Origin of the sequence: Oxalicibacterium flavum, from assembly GCF_014635065.1 — a bacterium.
Classification (GTDB): Bacteria; Pseudomonadota; Gammaproteobacteria; order Burkholderiales; family Burkholderiaceae_D; genus Oxalicibacterium; species Oxalicibacterium flavum.
The window spans coordinates 175,608-193,489 of record NZ_BMCG01000002.1 but is presented as its reverse complement, the minus strand read 5'-3'; the positions used below and the strand labels follow the sequence as shown (position 1 = coordinate 193,489).

Sequence of the window (17,882 nt, the reverse complement as noted above, 5' to 3'; positions counted from 1 at the left end):
CTACAGGAACAGGACATGGACGAACAACGTTGGCGCGCCCTTTGGGTCGAGACGCTGCTCAATGCAGGCGTGGATATGGAAAGCGCACTGGATGCCTTTGACATCTTTTACGGCGACGAAGGCTTCGATACCACGCCCGATCCGGTTGCCTTGGCCAAGCAGTTCCTGAAAGACGCCGAGGGCTGAGCCGCGACTGCATGAAATATCCCGCCGTTCTGCCGTTCTCCGAACTCATTGCCACGCTCGACAGCTACGACACGATCATCGACGTGCGCAGCCCGCTGGAATTCGCCGAGGATCACATCCCGGGAGCGATCAATTGCCCGGTATTGAGCAACGAGGAGCGTGTCGAGGTCGGCACGCTGTATCGCCAGGTCGGCGCCTTCGAGGCCAAGAAATTGGGGGCGGCATTGGTGGCGAAGAACATCGCAAGGCATATCGAAGGTCCGTTCCGCGATCATCCGCAAAACTGGAAGCCGCTGGTCTATTGCTGGCGCGGCGGCAACCGCAGCGGCGCGATGTCGCACATCCTGGCGCGCATCGGCTGGCCGGTGACGCGCATAGACGGCGGCTACAAGGCCTATCGCAGCCATGTGAATACCGAACTCGCCGCACTGCCCGCCTCGTTTCGCTTCCATGTGCTGTGCGGCCCGACTGGCAGCGGCAAGAGCCGGCTGCTGCGTCATCTGGCAGCGCAGGGCGCGCAGGTGCTGGATCTCGAGCAACTGGCCAATCATCGCGGCTCTGTCCTCGGCAATCTGCCCGACAGTCCGCAGCCTGCCCAGAAACGGTTTGAAAGCAGCATCTGGCATCTGTTGCGCGGCTTCGATTCCGCACGGCCGGTATTTGTCGAGGCGGAAAGCAAGAAGGTTGGCCGTCTGCGTGTACCGGATGCGCTGATGGAACGCATGCGGGCTTCGTCCTGCACCGTGCTGTCACTGCCCCTGCCCGATCGCGTCGCCCTGCTGCTCGACGAATATGCGCATTTCACCGACGATACGGCGCAGCTCGGTACGCAGCTCGATCTGCTCACGCCGCTGCATGGCAAGGAAAAGATCGCGCAGTGGCACCAACTCGTTGCATCCGGCGAGATGCCGAAACTGGTTGAGACCTTGCTGGCAACGCATTACGATGCCTTGTACGCGCAATCGGTCAAACGCAACTTCCAGCAACTGGGCGAGGCCGGATCGCTGCAGATTCACGATTTCTCCGAGCCGGCATTCGAAGCGGCCGCACGACAGTTGGTTACGACCGTCGCTTAGAGCCACCGTCCTCGGACATTTTTCAGATACAGGATTCCAATGGCAGATACCGCACCTTCGGGCATCAGACTCACGAGCTTTTCGCACGGCGGCGGCTGCGGCTGCAAGATCGCGCCCGGCGTGCTGCGCGACATCCTGAAGAGCACCGGCGGCTTCCCGCTGCCGCAGCAGCTTCTGGTCGGCATCGAAACCTCGGACGATGCAGCGGTTTATCAGCTCAACGACGAACAGGCGCTGATCGCCACCACCGACTTCTTCATGCCGATCGTTGACGATCCCTACGATTTCGGCCGCATCGCCGCGACCAATGCGCTGTCCGATGTCTATGCCATGGGCGGCACGCCAATCATGGCGCTGGCGCTGGTCGGCATGCCGGTCAACCAGTTGCCGGTCGAAGTCATCGGCCAGATCCTGCGCGGCGGCGAATCGATCTGTGCCGAAGCCGGCATTCCGATCGCCGGCGGCCACACCATCGATTCGGTCGAACCGATCTACGGGTTGGTCGCGCTTGGCCTGGTCCACCCTTCCCGCCTCAAGCGCAACGCGGATGCCCAGGCCGGCGACGTGCTGGTCCTCGGCAAGCCGCTCGGCGTGGGCGTGCTGTCGGCCGCACTTAAAAAGAACGTGCTCGACGACGCCGGCTACGCCGCGATGATCGCCAGCACCACAAAGCTCAACACGCCGGGCAGGAAACTGTCCGAACTCTCCGGCGTGCATGCGCTGACCGACGTCACCGGTTTCGGCCTGCTTGGCCATCTGCTCGAACTGGCGCGCGGCTCGGGCCTGCAGGCGCAACTGGACATGGACGCCATTCCTTTCCTGCCTCAGGTGCGGGCTCTGGCCGAGAAGGGCTGCATCACGGGCGCGTCCGAGCGCAACTGGCTCGGTTACGGGAACGAAGTCGATCTGGCGCAATCCATTACGCCGGTGCAGCGCGCACTACTGACCGACCCGCAGACGGCCGGCGGTTTGCTGGTATCGTGTGCACCGGAAGCCCTCGAGGACGTGCTTGCGCTATTCCGCGCGGAAGGCTTTGCCGGCGCTGCCGTCATCGGCAGGATGAGTGCCGGTGCACCGCAGGTGAAAGTGTCCTGAGCCGCTCGCCTGAAGAAAAACAGGATTCAAGGAAGGTGCCGTGACTGCGCCTTCCGCGATGCATCGCCGCTTCACCTTGGCTTTGCCAAGCGTTTTACCCATCCATCCACAACAACAATGAGGTGCAGCATGATTCGCCTGTCCGTTCCGAAAATCTCCGCCCTTTTTGCTGCCCTGGTGACCACCGTCGCCATTGGCGCCAGCAGCGTGGCCCATGCGCAGCAGGTATTCCGCGTATCGGCCATCCCCGACGAGTCTCCGACCGAACTGCAGCGAAAGTTCAAGCCGCTCGGCGACTACCTGGCGAAGAAGCTCGGCATGAAGGTGGAATTCACGCCGGTCACCGACTACGCAGCCTCGGTCGAAGGCCTGATCACCAATAAACTGGACATGGTCTGGTTCGGCGGCTTCACCTTCGTGCAGGCCAACGTGCGCAGCGGCGGCAAGGTCGTACCGCTGGTGCAGCGCGAGGAAGACGAGAAATTCCAGTCCGTCTTCATCACCACCAACAAGTCGATCAACAAGCTGGAAGACCTGAAGGGCAAGAACTTCAGCTTCGGTTCCGAATCCTCGACTTCCGGCCACCTGATGCCGCGCCACTTCCTGCTGGCGGCCAAGATCAATCCGGACGCCGACATGAAGCGCATCTCCTTCTCCGGCGCACATGACGCAACGGTGGCGGCAGTCGCTGGCGGCAAGGTTGACGCCGGTGCGCTCAACATCTCGGTCTGGGAAAAACTGGTCGAGTCCAAGAAGGTCGATCCGACCAAGGTGCGCGTGTTCTACACCACGCCCGGTTACTACGACTACAACTGGAGCGTGCGTTCCGACCTCGACCCTGCCGTGCGCAAGAAGCTGACCGACGCCTTCCTGTCGCTGACGCCGGATACGCCGGAAGGCAAGCAGATCCTCGAATTGCAGCGTGCCACGCGCTTCATCCCGACCAAGGCCGAAAACTACAAGGATATCGAGGCGGCCGCACGCGATGCGGGCCTGCTGAAGTAATCCTCGCGCCCCGCCCGGCCCCGGTACTGTACCGCTGGTCGGGCGCATTCCCTCATGACATTCCAACTCGAATCGGTCTCGGTGCGCCATGACGGTGCCGCGCTGTCGGCGCTGGCGCTGCGCGAGATCACGCTTTCCATCCGCCAGGGCGAACAGATTGCTCTGATCGGTCCTTCGGGCGCCGGCAAGACCAGCCTGCTGCACACGCTCGCCTGCGCGCTGAAGCCGGATTCCGGCAGCTTCCGGCTGTTCGACGAAGATCCGTGGCAATTGCCGGGCACGGCGCGCCATGCGCTGCGCTCGCGCCTGTTCCTTGCGCCTCAGACGCCGCCGCTGCCGCCGCGCCAGCGTGTGGTCAATGCAGTGCTGGCCGGCGCGCTGCCGCAATGGAGCGTGTGGCAAGCGATGCGCTCGCTGGTCAAGCCGATCGACCCGGCACGCGCCTACGAGGCGCTGGCGCCGTTCAACCTGCAGGACAAGCTGTATGCGCGCGTCGATCGCCTGTCCGGCGGCGAGCGCCAGCGCTGCGGCATGGCGCGCGCATTGATCTCGCGGGCCGAAGCCTTCCTGGTTGACGAACCGCTGTCGGCGCTCGACCCGACGCTCTCGCTGCAGACCCTGCAGGTGCTGCAGCGCGAAGCCGGCAAGCGCAACGCGACGCTGATCTGCAGCCTGCACCAGGTGGAACTGGCGCGCAGCAACTTTGCGCGCGTGATCGGCCTGCGCGACGGCCGCGTGGTGTTCGATGCCGCCAGCAGCGCCATCGGCGACGCCGACATCGCTGCGCTCTACCGCAACCGCAATGACGACGCGCCCAGGCCGGAAGAAGTCCCGGCGGCCGATGCGGCCTCCGTCATTCCGCGCTGCTAGCGTCATGACGTCCCTTCCCGCTTCCCTGCGCGACCCGGCCTGGAATGGCCGCATCGCCACCTGCATCGTCGCCATCGTGATCCTGTGGCCGATGCTGACGATGGCCGAGTTCAAGCCGTGGATCCTGTTCGATGCGCAAAGCCTGCAGGCAACCTGGCAATTCCTCACCAGCTTCTTCCCGCCCGCGCATTCGCTGGAATTCCTCGAAATGGTCGCCTACTCGACCTGGGAAACCATCGCCATGGCGACCGCCGGCATGACGCTCGCGCTGCTCGGCGCGATCCCGATGACGCTGATCGCGACCGAACGGCTGTCGATCTCGCGCCTCGGCACCGGCCGCATCGCGCGCTGGGCGATGGCACTGCGCCAGCTCGTGCGCTGGCTGCTGATTCTGCTGCGCAGCGTGCCGGAACTGGTGTGGGCGCTGCTGCTGGTGCGCATCGTCGGCCTGGGGCCGACCGCCGGCGTGATCGCGATCGCACTGACCTATTGCGGCATGCTGGGCAAGGTCTATGCGGATATCCTCGAGTCGTCCGACCCGTCGGCCTGCGACAGCCTGCTGCGCAACGGCAGCGGCCGCCTGTCGGCCTTCCTCTACGGCGCCCTGCCCGCCTCGGCGTCGGAACTCGTTTCCTATACCGTCTATCGCTGGGAATGCGCGATCCGCGGCTCGGTCGTGATGGGCTTCGTCGGTGCAGGCGGGCTTGGTCAGCGCATGGACGAATCGATGAAGATGCTGGCCGGCGACGAACTGGCGACCATGCTGCTCGTCTTCATCCTGCTCGTGGCCTGCGCCGATGGCGTATCGGCCATGCTGCGCCGGAGGCTGGAATGACGCGCCCCGCTGCCCTGCCACCCGCGCCGCGCGTACGGCTCTCGACCTGGCTGCTGCTGGCAGCGCTGGTCTTGCTGGTGATCGCGAGCTTCGTCTCGCTGCCGCTCAAGTGGCGCGAATTCTTCGGCCGCGAGGCGATCGACACCACCGTCGAATTCCTGCGCGGCTTTTCGCCGCCGGAGATGGCGCCGAACTTCCTGGCGCGCATCGGCACTGCCACGCTGGAAACGCTTGCCATGTCCGCCATCGGCACGCTGCTGGCGGCGCTGTTCGGCCTGCTCCTGAGCCTGCCGGCCAGCGGCCGTTTCGGCATGACGGCGCGGCTCATCACGCGCGGCGCGCTGAACGTGCTGCGCTCGATTCCGGAACTGGTGTGGGCGGCGATCCTGCTGATCGCGGCGGGACTCGGGCCGTTTGCCGGCACGCTGGCGCTCGCCGTGCACACCACGGGCGTGCTCGGCCGCCTGTTCGCCGACACGCTCGAAAACTGCCCGCCGCTGGCCGAAAGCACGCTGCGCATCAACGGCGTGCCGCCGGCCTCGGCCTTCCTGTACGCCACGCTGCCGCATTGCAGTCCGCAGATGATGTCCTATGTGCTGTATCGTTGGGAAAACAACATCCGCGCCGCCGCCATCCTCGGCGTGGTCGGTGCCGGCGGCCTGGGGCAGATGCTCAAGTACCACCTGTCGCTGTTCCAGATGCACCAGGCAGCCACCGTCATCATCGCCATGCTGCTGCTGGTCTGCGTGGTGGACGCCGCGAGTTTTGCGCTGCGTCGTCGCATGACACGTTAGTCAAGGACAACGAAATGAACAAGATCAATCACTGGGACAAGGTCTATACCGAGAAGGCACCGGACGCTGTCAGCTGGTATGCGCCGCACCTGGACAAGTCGCTGGAGCTCATCGCGCGCACGGCCGGTTCGTTCGATGCCGCCATCATCGACGTCGGCGGCGGCGAATCGACGCTGATCGACGACCTGTTCGGGCGCGGCTACCGCGATCTGTCCATGCTCGACATTTCGCAGGCCGCCATCGATGCCTGCAAGGCGCGGCTGGGGCAGGATGCCGCGCGCATCGAATGGCTGGTGGCCGACATCACGGGCGTCGAGCTACCAGCGCAACGCTACGACGTCTGGCACGACCGCGCCGTGTTCCATTTCCTGACCGAGCCCGCGCAGCGCGAAGCCTATGTGCGGCAGGTAATGCGCGCAATGAAGCCGGGCGGGAATGTGATCGTGGCGACCTTCGGTCCTGAAGGTCCGGTGAGCTGCAGCGGGCTGGAAACCGTGCGCTACGACAGCGAAGGCCTGCACGGCGAATTCGGCGAGCGCTTCCGTCTGGTGGAAAGCGCGATCGAACTGCACGAGACGCCGTTCGGCACCACCCAGCAGTTCCTCTACTGCTACTGCCGCGTGGAATGACCGCCGGCCGATAATAACGGCCAATGAGGGCGGCCGACGGTCATCAAGATGGCGGAAGGAAGCGGGAGTCGAACCCACCCGGCGACGCATGGCGCCACCAACCGGGTTTGAAGCCCGGCCGCCCCACCAGGGACGATTTCCTTCCTTATCCTTCAATCCTGCGCTGACGGAAACAGACTGGTTCCCGGTCGCAGCAGGTGTTCGTCTCCGACACGCCGCAGGAAGCCGATGCGGTCGAAGAATTCGAGTATCTGGATCGCGCGCTTGCGGCCGAGGCCGGTGGCGTCGCGATAGTCGGCAGCGGTCACGCTGCCCTTATCCTGTCCCAGCGACCGCGCCAGACCGGCCAGTTGCTGTACGACATCAGGATGATAATAAAGGTCCTTCACGATCTGGAATACTTCTCCCGCTTTCGTCATGCGCGCCATCACCACGCGCAACTGCGTTTCCGGCAGATTGGTGGTCGCGGCCAGGTCACGCACCCACGGCGGATCGAAGCGGCCTTCACGCAATAGCGGCAGCACGCGCTCGGCAACGATCTTCTCGGCCGCCAATAATTGCACGCCATGCTCGGGCAGATGCAGGAAGCCGTTGCGTTCACCGATGACGCCCGCCGTACGCAGGCGATCCGCCAGGCTGCTCCACAGCGACTCCGGCATGCGCGGCACCGCGAGGCGCCGCACGCGCTGGCGGTCGGGGCCGATGTCTTCCGGGAAGCGCGCATGGAAAGCTTCAAGCGAAGCCGTCACGGCACGTTCGCTTTCCGCCAGGCGTTGTCGCGACACCACCCAGCTTCCGGCCTCGTCCGCCACCACGTCTTCCAGCGCCAGCGGGTCGAAGGGCCAATCGCGCAGCCCGGCGCTGCGCAGCCAGTCGCGGCCGTGGATGCCGAACGGCGAGAATGCCAGCGCCCCCTGAAAGCGTTCGGCCGCATCGTCTGCATGCTGCGTGTGCAGGTATGCGATGCGTTCCAGCGTCTGCCGGTAACGCACCGGCCCATGGACGTCGAGCACGCTGCCGCCGGCCATGGTGCGCGTGGCCGAGGCATCGCGCAGGATGAAACGGTCGCCCTGCCAGGCGTGAATCTCGCGCTGCAAGACGAGCTGTGCCAGCCCGGCTTCGCCCGGTGCGATCGATGACTGTCCAAGGATCGCCACCGAAGCCAGGCAATCCTGCGTCGCCAAGTGCAGATGCACCTGCGTGCCCGAGCGCAGGACCTTGTCCTCGCTGGCGGCAAGCTGCAGCCAGACATCGATGCGCTGCGTGCTCTGCGCAATGCCAGGTTCGCACAACATCTGGCCGCGTTCGACCTCGGCACGATCCAGCCCGGCCAAACCAACCGCACAGCGCTGCCCCGCATGCGCCTGCTCGACGCCGCGGTTGTGCACGTGCAGGCTGCGCACGCGGTATTGCCGCTCCGGCGCATGTGCGAGGCACAGACTGTCGCCGACTTTGACACTGCCGGCGGCAATGCTGCCGGCCACCACGGTGCCCACGCCATCCAGCGTGAACACGCGGTCCAGGCCCATGCGGAATCCAGCCTTGTCTTCGCGTGTATCTTCCGTCTGCCGCGCCTGTTCCAGCAGCAGCGCACGCAATTCATCGATGCCCTGCCCGTTCATGGCCGAGACCTGCAGCATCGCGTAATCGTCGAGTCCATGTGCGGCGAGCAGCGCGCGCACTTCGTTCTCGCGCTGCTGCAGCAAGGCATCGTCGGCCTTGTCGATCTTGGTGATGACGGCGGCGCCGCGCCGCACGCCGAGCAGCGACAGGATGGTCAGGTGTTCCAGCGTCTGCGGCATGATGCCGTCGTCAGCCGCGATCAGCAGCAAGCCGTAATCGATACCGCTGGCGCCCGCTACCATGGTGCGCACGAGTTTTTCGTGGCCCGGCATATCGACGAAGCCGATCAGCTTGCCGTCGGCCGCGGGCATCCATGCATAGCCGAGTTCGAGTGTGATGCCGCGCCGCTTTTCCTCCGGCAGGCGGTCACCGTCGATGCCGGTCAGCGCGCGCACCAGCGCGGTCTTGCCGTGATCGATATGCCCCGCGGTGCCGACGATCATGGACGCCTCATGCAAGCTGCGCGCGCAAGGCGTCGAGCTGCGCCAGGACGGGAGCCACGTCGTCGAGACAGCGGCAGTCGAGCAGCAGGCTGTCGTCGGCAATGCGGCCGATGATGGGCGTCGGCAGCGCGCGCAGCGCATTCGCCAGCGCATCGAGCGCCGAACCGGTGCCGCGCTTGCCCGACAGCACCGGCGTGATCGCGAGCCCGGCCGACGGCAGGCGGTCAACCGGCAGCGAGCCGGAGCCGATCTGGCTCGCCATCGTCTGCACGCGGACCTCGTAACGCGGCGCCAGTGCCGTCTGCATGGGTTCCAGCAGCGACTGCGCGGTACGCAGCACGGTTTCGCCGTCGCGCGTCAGCCAGCGCAGCGTCGGCAGTTCACGCGTCAGCAGTTCCGGTTGCAGGTAGAGCATCAGTGTCGCTTCGAGCGCGGCCAGCGGCAGCTTGGACAGGCGCAGCGCGCGCTTCATCGGAAACTTGCGGATCTTCGTGATCAGGTCGCGCTCACCGACGATCAGGCCGGCCTGCGGTCCGCCCAGCAGCTTGTCGCCCGAAAAGGTCACCGCCCCGCAGCCGTCGCGCAGCATTTCCTGCGGCGTCGGTTCATGCGGCAAACCATATTGCGTCATGTCAACCAGCGAACCGCTACCGAGATCGGTCGCCATCGCCACGCCATGCTCGCGCGCCAGCACCGACAGTTCGGCTTCCGGCACCGACGAGGTGAAGCCTTCGACCGCGTAGTTGCTGGTATGGACCTTCATCAGCAAGGCGGTGCGCGCATTGATGGCGCGCTGGTAGTCGGCCAGGTGCGTGCGGTTGGTGGTGCCGACCTCGACCATGATGGCGCCGGCGCTGGCCATCACGTCCGGCATGCGGAAGGCGCCGCCGATCTCGACCAGTTCGCCGCGCGAGACCACCACTTCCCTGCCGCCGGCCAGCGCGGCGATGGTCAGCAGCACGGCGGCGGCATTGTTGTTGACGACGGTGGCAGCCTCGGCGCCGGTGATCTCGCACAGCAAGCCTTCGACGATGCTGTCGCGGTCGCCGCGGCTGCCTCCGGCCAGGTCGTATTCAAGGTTGTTCGGTCCTTCCATCATCGCGGTCAGATGACGGATCGCCGCTTCGGACAGCACGGAACGGCCGAGATTGGTATGGATGACGGTGCCGGTCAGATTAATGACGCGCTGCATGCGCGGCTTGAGGCGCGCATCGATTGCCGTGGCGAGCTGCCGCACCAGCGTTTCCGGCTGGATCGTGGCGCTGTCCATGCCTTCATCGAGAATGCGGGAACGCAAACCATCGAGCAGGCCGCGCGCTTCGGTCGCGACCAGCGTATGACCGTGCGCCTGCAACAGGGGCTGCACCTCTGGCAGGCGCAGCAGTTTATCGATCGAAGGCAGATCCTGGGGCCTGGCCTTCGAGCCGTGAACCACGGACTCTCCGGTCGAGGACATCAGTGCCCCCTGCTTCGGTTCGCGTCTGGATCGGGATCGTCGGGTTCGCCGAACAGCAGCATCAGGTTGATGCCATGGCGCTGGAAGCCTGCTTCGGAAACCAGCAGGTCGAGCGTCAGCGACGCCAGGTCGTCGGCTACCGGTTCCACATGCGGATTGCGCTCCATGCGCACGATCTTCAGGTAGTGGCCGCATTCGTCGCAGGTCTCGGCCTCGATCGCTTCCTTGCGCGCTTCTGCAGGACCTTCGTCTTCGGCCGACTGCAGCGACTGGTAATGGATGCCCTTGGTGGTTTCGCAATGCGTGCACTTGATGCGCACCATGTGCCATTGCGCCGAGCACAGCGAGCAATGCAGGTAGCGGTAGTGGCCGTCGCCGTCGATGCGCGACACAGATGCCGTCGGCAGGCTGCCGCAGCATGGGCAGCGCGTCGCATCGTCGGTACGGCCGAACGGCGCGACACGATTGGCGCCATGCGTCTTCTGCACGGCCGTGACCAGATGCGTCCAATAGACCTGCAGGCCGGCCGCGATCAGCGGTGCGGTCGCCAGGTCGAGGCCGAACATGATGTTGTTGAGCAGGCGATCGGCCTGCTGCTCGATCTCCTGGTCGCGCATGTGCAGCACCTTGTCCACCACGTCGCGCGCGGCGGGCTGGGCGGCCAGCGTCGGCAGCATCTGCTCGAGCATGCCGCGCAGCGACACGATCCACTGCGGATCGCGTGGCCACAGCGCGGCGGGCAAGGCCGGCTTGCCCGCCAGTGCGGCAGCGTCGAGCGCAGCCTCGTCTGGCAGTGTGACGGCGGGAAAGGTCTTGAACGCGGCATGCTGGGCATGCGCGATGTCTGCCGCAAACAGGAGGAAGTCGCGCATCGCATGCTCATGCGCGCGCTGGCGCAGGCGCGCCTCGCGCACGGCAAACAGATCGTCCGGCGGCAAGCGCAGGAATTCGATCTGCTGTCCGGCGCGGACGGCGATTTCCTCGGGGCTCAATAGCGGTCTTGCTTGGCTGATCGTCATGCAGCGATTGTGCCCTCAAACATTATTTGCCGCCAGTGATTTTCCGGTACCACAGAGGATGATGCTTGCGCGCCCATCCTTCGCTGACCGTACCGCGCGTCATCGCTCCCACCGAGCCCTTGACCCAGATCGCCGCATAGATGTGAATGATCACGCTGATGATCAGCACCGTGGCCGAGATCGCATGCACCAGCACCGCGATGCGACGAACAGGAATCGGGAAGAGCTCCGCAAACCAGGGCCGCCAGAACATGAAGCCGGTCACCAGCAGCAGCAACAGGCTGATGCCGAAAATCCAGAACACGATCTTCTGCCCCGCGTTGTACTTGCCGACCGGCGGCATTGCTTCTTCGTCGCCCTTGAGCAGATCGGGCGAGTGCTTGACCCACTGCGTATCTTCGCGGGTCCAGAAGTTGTCGCGCACCACCTGAAAGAACAGGAAGACGAAGCCGATCACCATCAGCAGGCCGAAGAACGGATGCAGGATGCGCGTCCACTGCCCGCCGCCGAACAGGTTGCTCAGGAAATACATCGACGGATGGAATACCGCCAGCCCGGTCAGTCCCGCACAAATGAACAGGATGGCGACGAACCAGTGATTGAGCCGGGTGCGGTCGCCGTAACGCTGAATGAGTTTTGCCATGTCAGTCTCCTAGACGATGTCCGCATCGTTCGGCTGCCGCTCCCGCGCCAGGCGCTCACGCTCGGCCTCTTCCTCGTCCTTGTCGGTGGTTTCCAGCGGACCGACCTTCATGTAATGGAAGAAACCGGCAAAGGCCGCGCCGATCATCGCGGCCACCGCCAGCGGCTTGGCCGCGCCCTTCCACAGCGACACCAGCGGGCTGATCGAGGGATTCTCCGGCAGGCCGTGATAGAGCTTGGGCTGGTCGGCATGCTGCAGCACATACATGACGTGCGTGCCGCCCACGCCTTGCGGATCATAGACGCCGGCATTCTCGAAGCCGCGCTCCTTCAGGTCGACGATGCGCTCGGCCGCGTATTCGTGCATGTCTTCCTTGGTGCCGAAGCGGATGGCGCCGGTCGGGCAGACCTTGACGCAGGCCGGCTCGAGGTTGACAGCCACGCGATCCGAGCACAGCGAGCACTTGTAGGCCTTGTCGTCCTTCTTGCTGATGCGCGGCACGTCGAACGGACAGCCGATCACGCAGTTGCCGCAACCGATGCAATGCTCGCTGATGAAATCGACGATGCCGTTGCTGTACTTGATGATGGCGCCAGGCGCCGGGCAGGCCTTGAGGCAGCCCGGGTCCTCGCAGTGCATGCAGCCGTCCTTGCGGATCAGCCATTCGAGGCGCGTTTCCTCGTCTTCGCCCTTGACGGGCATTTCCACTTCGGAATAGCGCATGACGGTCCACGATTCCGGCGTCAGATCGCGCGGATTGTCATAGACGCCGTGGTTCTCGCCGACTTCGTCGCGCAGATCGTTCCATTGCATGCACGCGACCTGACAGGCCTTGCAGCCGATGCAGCTCGGCACGTCGATGAGCTTGGCCAGCGCCGGCGTCTTGCGCGCCTGCGGCGGCGGTGTGGTGGTCGCCGAGCGCAGCACAATATCGAGAGATTGGAGTGATGACATAGCTTATCCTTTCTCGATGTTGACGATGAACGACTTGAACTCGGGTGTTTGCGAGTTGGCGTCGCCGACGAATGGCGTCAGGGTGTTGACCAGATAGCCTTTCTTGGCGACACCCACGAAGCCCCAATGGTTGGGCATGCCGACCGTATCGATCTTCCTGCCATCGACATCGAGCTGCGGAATGCGCTTGCTGACTACCGCCACGCACTTGATGAAGCCGCGATTCGACGAAACCTTGACCCAGTCGCCATTGGCGATGCCCTTGGCCTTGGCCAGTTCTTCGCCGATCTCCACGAATTGCTGCGGCTGAATGATGGCCGAGGTCCGCACGTTCTTGGTCCAGTAGTGGAAGTGCTCTGTCAGGCGATAAGTCGTTGCCACGTAAGGGAATTTATCCGGCGAGCCCAAGGCCTCCATGTCGCTCTTGAAGATGCGCGCCCCCGGATTGGCGCGCGCCTTCGGATTGTTCGGATGCATCGGATTGTTGGCCAACGGCGATTCGAACGGTTCATAGTGCTCGGGCAGCGGTCCTTCCGCCATGCCGCTCGGGGCGAACATCCGCGCCACACCTTCCGAGGTCATGATGAAAGGCTGCACTCGACTCTCCTCGCCGGGATCGGCATCCGGACGGATGTCCGGAATATCGGCGCCACCCCAGGTGGTACCGTTCCACTGCACCAGCTTGCGTCTGGCGTCCCACGGCTTGCCGTCCGGCGCGCTCGATGCAGCGTTATAGAGAATGCGCCGGTTGGCAGGCCATGCCCATGCCCAGTTCAGCGTCTGGCCGATACCCCATGGATCGGAGTTGTCGCGCCGCGCCATCTGATTGCCCGCCTCGGTCCAGGAGCCGGTATAGAGCCAGCAGCCGGACGTCGTGCTGCCGTCGTCGCGCAGCAGGCCGAAACCGGAAAGCTGCTCGCCCGCCTTGGCCAGGATCTTGGTGGGATCCTTGGGATCCACCACGTTCTTGAGCGCCTTGCCATTGGCTTCCATTGCAAGTTCCTGCGGCGAGGGCTTGCCCGGAATCTTGTACGGCCAGGTCAGGTTGACGATCGGATCGGGGAAGGCGCCGCCTTCCTTGAGGTAGGCGTTCTTGATCCGATGGAACAGGTCGCCAATGATTTCCGCGTCGCCGCGCGCCTCGCCCGGCGGTTCGGCGCCCTTCCAATGCCACTGCAGCCAGCGGCCGGAGTTGGTCAGCGAACCGTCTTCCTCGGCAAAGCACACGCACGGCAGGCGGAACACCGTGGTCTGAATTTCCTCCGGCTTGACGTCGTTGAACTCGCCGTGGTTCTGCCAGAACTCGGCGGTCTCGGTTTCCAGCGGATCGATGGAAACCAGGAACTTGAGCTTGGACAGGCCGTCGATGATCTTGCGCTTGTTCGGGAACGAACCGACCGGGTTGAAGCCCTGGCAGATGTAGCCGTTCATCTTGCCCTGATTCATCAGCTCGAACGCCTGCAGCACGTCGTAGAGCTTGTCGATCTTCGGCAGATAATCGAATGCCCAGTTGTTCTCGGCCGTCGCGGCATCGCCCCACCAGGCTTTCTGCAGACTGACGAAGAACTTCGGATAGTTCTGCCAGTAGCTCATCTGGTTTGGACGCAGGGGCTTGAGCGCACGGGTCTTGTAATAGGTCTCCAGATCCTGCTCGGCATCGTTTGCCAGGGAAAGATAACCAGGCAAGGAATTCGACAACAGGCCCAGATCGGTCAGTCCCTGGATGTTGCTGTGTCCGCGCAGTGCATTCATGCCGCCGCCGGCAATGCCGATGTTGCCAAGCAGGAGCTGCATGATGGCGCCGGTGCGAATCATCTGCGAACCCTGGCTGTGCTGGGTCCAGCCGAGCGCGTACATGATGGTCATGGCCTTGTCGGGAACGGCCGTGGCCGAGATCATCTCGCACACCTTGAGGAACTTATTCTTCGGCGTGCCGGTGATGCGGCTGACCATCTCGGGCGTATAGCGCGAATAGTGCTGCTTCATGACCTGCAGCACGCAGCGCGGATGCTCCATGGTCGGATCGACCTTGGCATAGCCCTGCTCGTCGAGCTCGTAGCCCCAGCTCTTGTTGTTGTAGCGGCGCTTGGATTCGTCGTAACCGCTGAAGATGCCATCCTCGAAACGGTAATCCTCACCGACGATGAAGGTCGCGTTCGTGTAATGGCGAACGTATTCCTTCTGGATCTTGTCGTTGGAGAGCAGGTAGTTGATGACGCCGCCCAGGAAGGCGATGTCGCTGCCGGCGCGAATCGGCGCGTAATAATCGCTCATCGCAGCCGAGCGCGTATAGCGCGGATCGACGACGATCAGCCGTGCCTTGTTCTGTTTCTTTGCCTCGATGACCCACTTGAAGCCGCATGGATGCGCTTCGGCGGCATTGCCACCCATGATGAGTACGAGATCGGCGTTCTTGATGTCCACCCAGTGGTTGGTCATCGCGCCTCGTCCAAACGTCGGAGCCAGACTGGCTACCGTAGGACCGTGTCAGACCCTCGCCTGATTGTCGAAGACGAGCATCCCCATCGATCTCATCACCTTGTGCGTGATGTAGCCGGTTTCATTGGGGGATGCGGACGCCGCCAGCATGCCGGTGGTAGTCCAGCGGTTGACCAGCTTGCCGTCGTCGTTGCGGGCAACAAAGTTGGCGTCGCGGTCTTCCTTCATGAGCTTGGCGATGCGATCCATCGCCGAATCCCAGGAGATGCGCTTCCATTCCTTGCTGCCGGGCTCGCGCACTTCCGGATACTTGAGGCGCTGCGGGCTGTGCACGAAATCGAGCAGGCCGGCGCCTTTCGGGCACAGCGTGCCGCGATTGACCGGGTGATCGGGATCGCCCTCGATGTGCATGATGTCGGCCTGCACGTTCTTCGCCTTGTCACCGATGCTGTACATGATCAGGCCGCAACCGACCGAGCAGTACGGACAGGTATTGCGGGTCTCGGTGGCGCGCGCCAGCTTGAACTGCCGGGTTTCCGCCAGCGCTTCCGTCGGCGAGAAGCCGAGCGCAACCAGGCTCGAGCCCATCAGGCCGGCCGTGGTCACACGGAAAAACTGCCTTCGGTTCATGTCCATCTCATCACCTCCTTTGGCGTTTCTGGCGAACGCATGACATTGAAAACAAACTGGTATCCGTCGCGGCACCGTGGCTGCGCGAGGAATCTGGCGATAAAGGGAATGTGCGCATGCGGGTCCTTATTTTTCCGCCGGCGTGCTGCTGCCGTCACCGCCAGTACTGGCCGGCGCATCGCTGGTCGAGGCGCCACTGCCATCCTGATTGCTGACCACGCCACCAATGGCGGTTCCGCCCTCACCCGGACCTGTGCCGGGAACTGCCTCGGGCATGGTGCCAGGTGGCGGTGTATTGACCGTGGTGGCGGCGCTCGGCGTTGCCGGAGCGGAAGATTCAGGAGATTTGCTGTCGCAGGCGGACAGGACAAGAAGCGCGGCAGCAAGGCCGGCAAAGGCATGGAACGTATTCATTGGCTATCCCGAACGATGTGAAACATCAAATTCGCCCCCGTGAGGGGTTTGGCTTTTTTCAATATAACAGGCTTGTGTCCAAGGTTCAATTATCTTTCCTGTTCCATACCTGAAATAAATTGATCCCAAGTTTTCATTCTTTTGAAGTAACTCCTTTCGCGACTCGCGCCAGTCGCGGCTGCAGGCGCATGTGCCTCATGCTCCCTGTCCGCGAATCTCTATATCGATCGGCTTGAACGAATGGTTGTTGGACAGCTCCGCCGAACAGGCCGTCACGCCGACGATCAGATCCATCTCCGCCTGCAACTCGATATACTGCCCCGCCTTCGAGATAGGCGGACCGATCGTCAGTTCGCCGCTTTCGGCGATGCGCACGTTCATGAAAATGTTGAAGGTGGTCGGAATCCGGTCCGGCGCGATGCCGAACGGCGTCAGATTCTCGACCAGGTTCATGAAACAGCTGGGATGCGGCGCGTAGTTACCATAGATGATCTGGAATGTCTCGGGACTGCACGGCGTCAGCAGAAAATCGTGGCGCCCGACCTGGTCTTCGAGAATCGTGAACATCGGCGTGCTGCGATTCGAATACAGGACATGCCCGGTGGTCAGATAAATGGTATTGGCGTAGTCGATGCTGCGGCCGGAAGACAGCACTTCGTCCAGATCGTGCGCATTGAAAGCCATCAGGTCGGCGACCTGTTCGCCCATCGGATCGATGACTCGCAGAATCTGGCCGCGCTTCAAGCGGAACCCGGTGCCGCTTTGCCGCTCAATATGACGGCATTCGATAGCATGTTCCAACCTCACTCCTTCTTTCCATTCAAGCGGCTGAACGGACAACGCCAGTCCGCCCCGACTGCCCTGCCCGCGTACTGGCGCGCATCAGACATGCTGCCGTATTCGCCCAGACTTTCATTGATGGAGCCCTGCAGTTTCTCCTCGCGCGAACGAATCACCTGCTGCATGCGCTCGAATCGGCCCTCTTCGCGCAATTTGTCGAACTGTGCGTGCAGGTTGAATACCAGCGTCGGCCATGCGAAGCGGCGCGTGTAACGCGATGCCGCCGGATGAAGTCCGACCACGAAAAAGCTGCTGGTGGCGAAACTGAAGGCGAAATGCGGATTGTCCGGATCGTCGCTGACGGCCGGGTCCCATGCATGCAGGGGCGCATCGATCTCGTGCAATTGCTGCAGCTGTTGCCACAGCAGTTGCTCGAACTGCTGCTCGGACTGAATGACCGGATGCGAAAACGTCGCGACGAAAGTGGAGAATTCCCCATCCAGCACGGGCTGTTCCTGCAGGAAATGAAACAGGTCATGTGCCAGCCCGGCAGCCGATTCCTTGCTGCCAAGCATCTCGTAGTGCCCGATCCGGTATCCACCCTGCTGAATGGCGGATTTGGCGCCGACGCAGGAAAACTGCGGATTGAGCACCAGCGCGCGAAACGAATCGTGAATGAAATCCAGCAAGGCTTGCGGTTTTTGATCCAGATCGTCGCCCGCCACCAGCTTGCGGTCGATGAAGGCAGCGTAATTGCTTTTCTCGATCGCTTCGCGGCTGTTGAAGGGATTTTCCCTTTTTTCCAGCGTCTCGCTTTCCATATGTCCGGCCCGGTGGTGAAACTGCACTTACGATAATGCGGTGCCGCCATCACGCATATCGGACAAGTTCGCAAGCCGGTGTAGGGCATCTGGAAGGTCCATGGCCGGTCCATGCCGACACGCCGCGCAATCCGATGGCGACACTAGACATTTCATGCTGTAATGCCTGG

At 63.3% G+C, this 17,882-nt stretch carries 17 protein-coding genes and 1 tRNA gene; 8 read left to right on the top strand and 10 right to left on the bottom strand.

Going from position 1 to position 17,882, the window contains the following annotated elements; genetic code table 11:
- Nucleotides 1-15: 15 nt before the first annotated feature.
- The 8 genes from IEV38_RS04410 to IEV38_RS04375 all read left to right on the top strand — a co-directional run bounded on the left by IEV38_RS04410 (nucleotide 16) and on the right by IEV38_RS04375 (nucleotide 6,490).
- Nucleotides 16-186 (top strand): hypothetical protein, encoded by a 171-nt coding sequence (locus IEV38_RS04410; RefSeq protein ID WP_188394967.1) that lies wholly within the window; start codon nucleotides 16-18, stop codon nucleotides 184-186.
- 11 nt (nucleotides 187-197) lie between these two features.
- On the top strand, nucleotides 198-1,262 hold the full coding sequence (mnmH, locus tag IEV38_RS04405; RefSeq protein ID WP_188394966.1) for a tRNA 2-selenouridine(34) synthase MnmH: 1,065 nt from the start codon (nucleotides 198-200) through the stop codon (nucleotides 1,260-1,262).
- Nucleotides 1,263-1,301: 39 nt separating this feature from the next.
- Complete coding sequence (gene selD / locus IEV38_RS04400; protein ID WP_188394965.1) at nucleotides 1,302-2,357, top strand: selenide, water dikinase SelD; 1,056 nt, start codon at nucleotides 1,302-1,304, stop codon at nucleotides 2,355-2,357.
- 129 nt (nucleotides 2,358-2,486) lie between these two features.
- Entirely contained in the window at nucleotides 2,487-3,362 is an 876-nt protein-coding gene (locus tag IEV38_RS04395) for a putative selenate ABC transporter substrate-binding protein (RefSeq protein WP_229728672.1), read from the top strand.
- Nucleotides 3,363-3,416: 54 nt separating this feature from the next.
- Entirely contained in the window at nucleotides 3,417-4,232 is an 816-nt protein-coding gene (locus IEV38_RS04390; protein WP_188394963.1) for a phosphonate ABC transporter ATP-binding protein, read from the top strand.
- A 4-nt stretch (nucleotides 4,233-4,236) separates the two neighbouring features.
- Nucleotides 4,237-5,067, top strand: coding sequence for a PhnE/PtxC family ABC transporter permease (locus tag IEV38_RS04385; protein WP_188394962.1), 831 nt, complete (start codon nucleotides 4,237-4,239; stop codon nucleotides 5,065-5,067).
- Nucleotides 5,064-5,861 carry a phosphonate ABC transporter, permease protein PhnE gene (gene phnE / locus IEV38_RS04380; protein ID WP_188394961.1) on the top strand — a complete coding sequence of 266 codons (798 nt, stop codon included), beginning with the start codon at nucleotides 5,064-5,066 and terminating at the stop codon, nucleotides 5,859-5,861. Before IEV38_RS04385 ends, phnE begins: the two co-directional genes overlap by 4 nt.
- Before the next feature lie 14 nt (nucleotides 5,862-5,875).
- Complete coding sequence (locus IEV38_RS04375; protein WP_188394960.1) at nucleotides 5,876-6,490, top strand: class I SAM-dependent methyltransferase; 615 nt, start codon at nucleotides 5,876-5,878, stop codon at nucleotides 6,488-6,490.
- A 49-nt stretch (nucleotides 6,491-6,539) separates the two neighbouring features.
- On the opposite strand, the gene IEV38_RS04370 is transcribed toward IEV38_RS04375, so the two are convergent.
- The 10 genes from IEV38_RS04370 to gntA all read right to left on the bottom strand — a co-directional run bounded on the left by IEV38_RS04370 (nucleotide 6,540) and on the right by gntA (nucleotide 17,712).
- Nucleotides 6,540-6,635 (bottom strand) — tRNA-Sec (locus tag IEV38_RS04370).
- Between the two features lie 7 nt (nucleotides 6,636-6,642).
- The gene (selB, locus tag IEV38_RS04365; protein WP_188394959.1) at nucleotides 6,643-8,556 is read right to left on the bottom strand and encodes a selenocysteine-specific translation elongation factor; all 1,914 of its coding nucleotides are present in this window, start codon (nucleotides 8,554-8,556) and stop codon (nucleotides 6,643-6,645) included.
- A 7-nt stretch (nucleotides 8,557-8,563) separates the two neighbouring features.
- A complete protein-coding gene (gene selA / locus IEV38_RS04360; protein WP_188394958.1) occupies nucleotides 8,564-10,012 on the bottom strand; it encodes an L-seryl-tRNA(Sec) selenium transferase in 1,449 nt (482 codons plus the stop codon).
- Nucleotides 10,012-11,031, bottom strand: a complete 1,020-nt coding sequence (fdhE, locus tag IEV38_RS04355; RefSeq protein WP_188394957.1) for a formate dehydrogenase accessory protein FdhE — start codon at nucleotides 11,029-11,031, stop codon at nucleotides 10,012-10,014. The genes selA and fdhE overlap by 1 nt, the downstream gene beginning before the upstream one ends.
- 22 nt (nucleotides 11,032-11,053) lie before the next feature.
- A complete protein-coding gene (locus tag IEV38_RS04350) occupies nucleotides 11,054-11,674 on the bottom strand; it encodes a formate dehydrogenase subunit gamma (RefSeq protein ID WP_188394956.1) in 621 nt (206 codons plus the stop codon).
- A 9-nt stretch (nucleotides 11,675-11,683) separates the two neighbouring features.
- Nucleotides 11,684-12,628, bottom strand: a complete 945-nt coding sequence (fdxH, locus tag IEV38_RS04345; RefSeq protein WP_188394955.1) for a formate dehydrogenase subunit beta — start codon at nucleotides 12,626-12,628, stop codon at nucleotides 11,684-11,686.
- A 3-nt stretch (nucleotides 12,629-12,631) separates the two neighbouring features.
- Nucleotides 12,632-15,703: a formate dehydrogenase-N subunit alpha gene (gene fdnG, locus IEV38_RS04340; protein WP_188394954.1), complete on the bottom strand. Its 3,072-nt coding sequence runs from the start codon at nucleotides 15,701-15,703 to the stop codon at nucleotides 12,632-12,634.
- Between the two features lie 120 nt (nucleotides 15,704-15,823).
- Nucleotides 15,824-16,111 carry a hypothetical protein gene (locus tag IEV38_RS04335; protein WP_188394953.1) on the bottom strand — a complete coding sequence of 96 codons (288 nt, stop codon included), beginning with the start codon at nucleotides 16,109-16,111 and terminating at the stop codon, nucleotides 15,824-15,826.
- Between the two features lie 195 nt (nucleotides 16,112-16,306).
- Nucleotides 16,307-16,912: a DUF1989 domain-containing protein gene (locus IEV38_RS04330; RefSeq protein WP_188394952.1), complete on the bottom strand. Its 606-nt coding sequence runs from the start codon at nucleotides 16,910-16,912 to the stop codon at nucleotides 16,307-16,309.
- A 2-nt stretch (nucleotides 16,913-16,914) separates the two neighbouring features.
- On the bottom strand, nucleotides 16,915-17,712 hold the full coding sequence (gntA, locus tag IEV38_RS04325; RefSeq protein WP_188394951.1) for a guanitoxin biosynthesis heme-dependent pre-guanitoxin N-hydroxylase GntA: 798 nt from the start codon (nucleotides 17,710-17,712) through the stop codon (nucleotides 16,915-16,917).
- Nucleotides 17,713-17,882 lie beyond the last annotated feature (170 nt).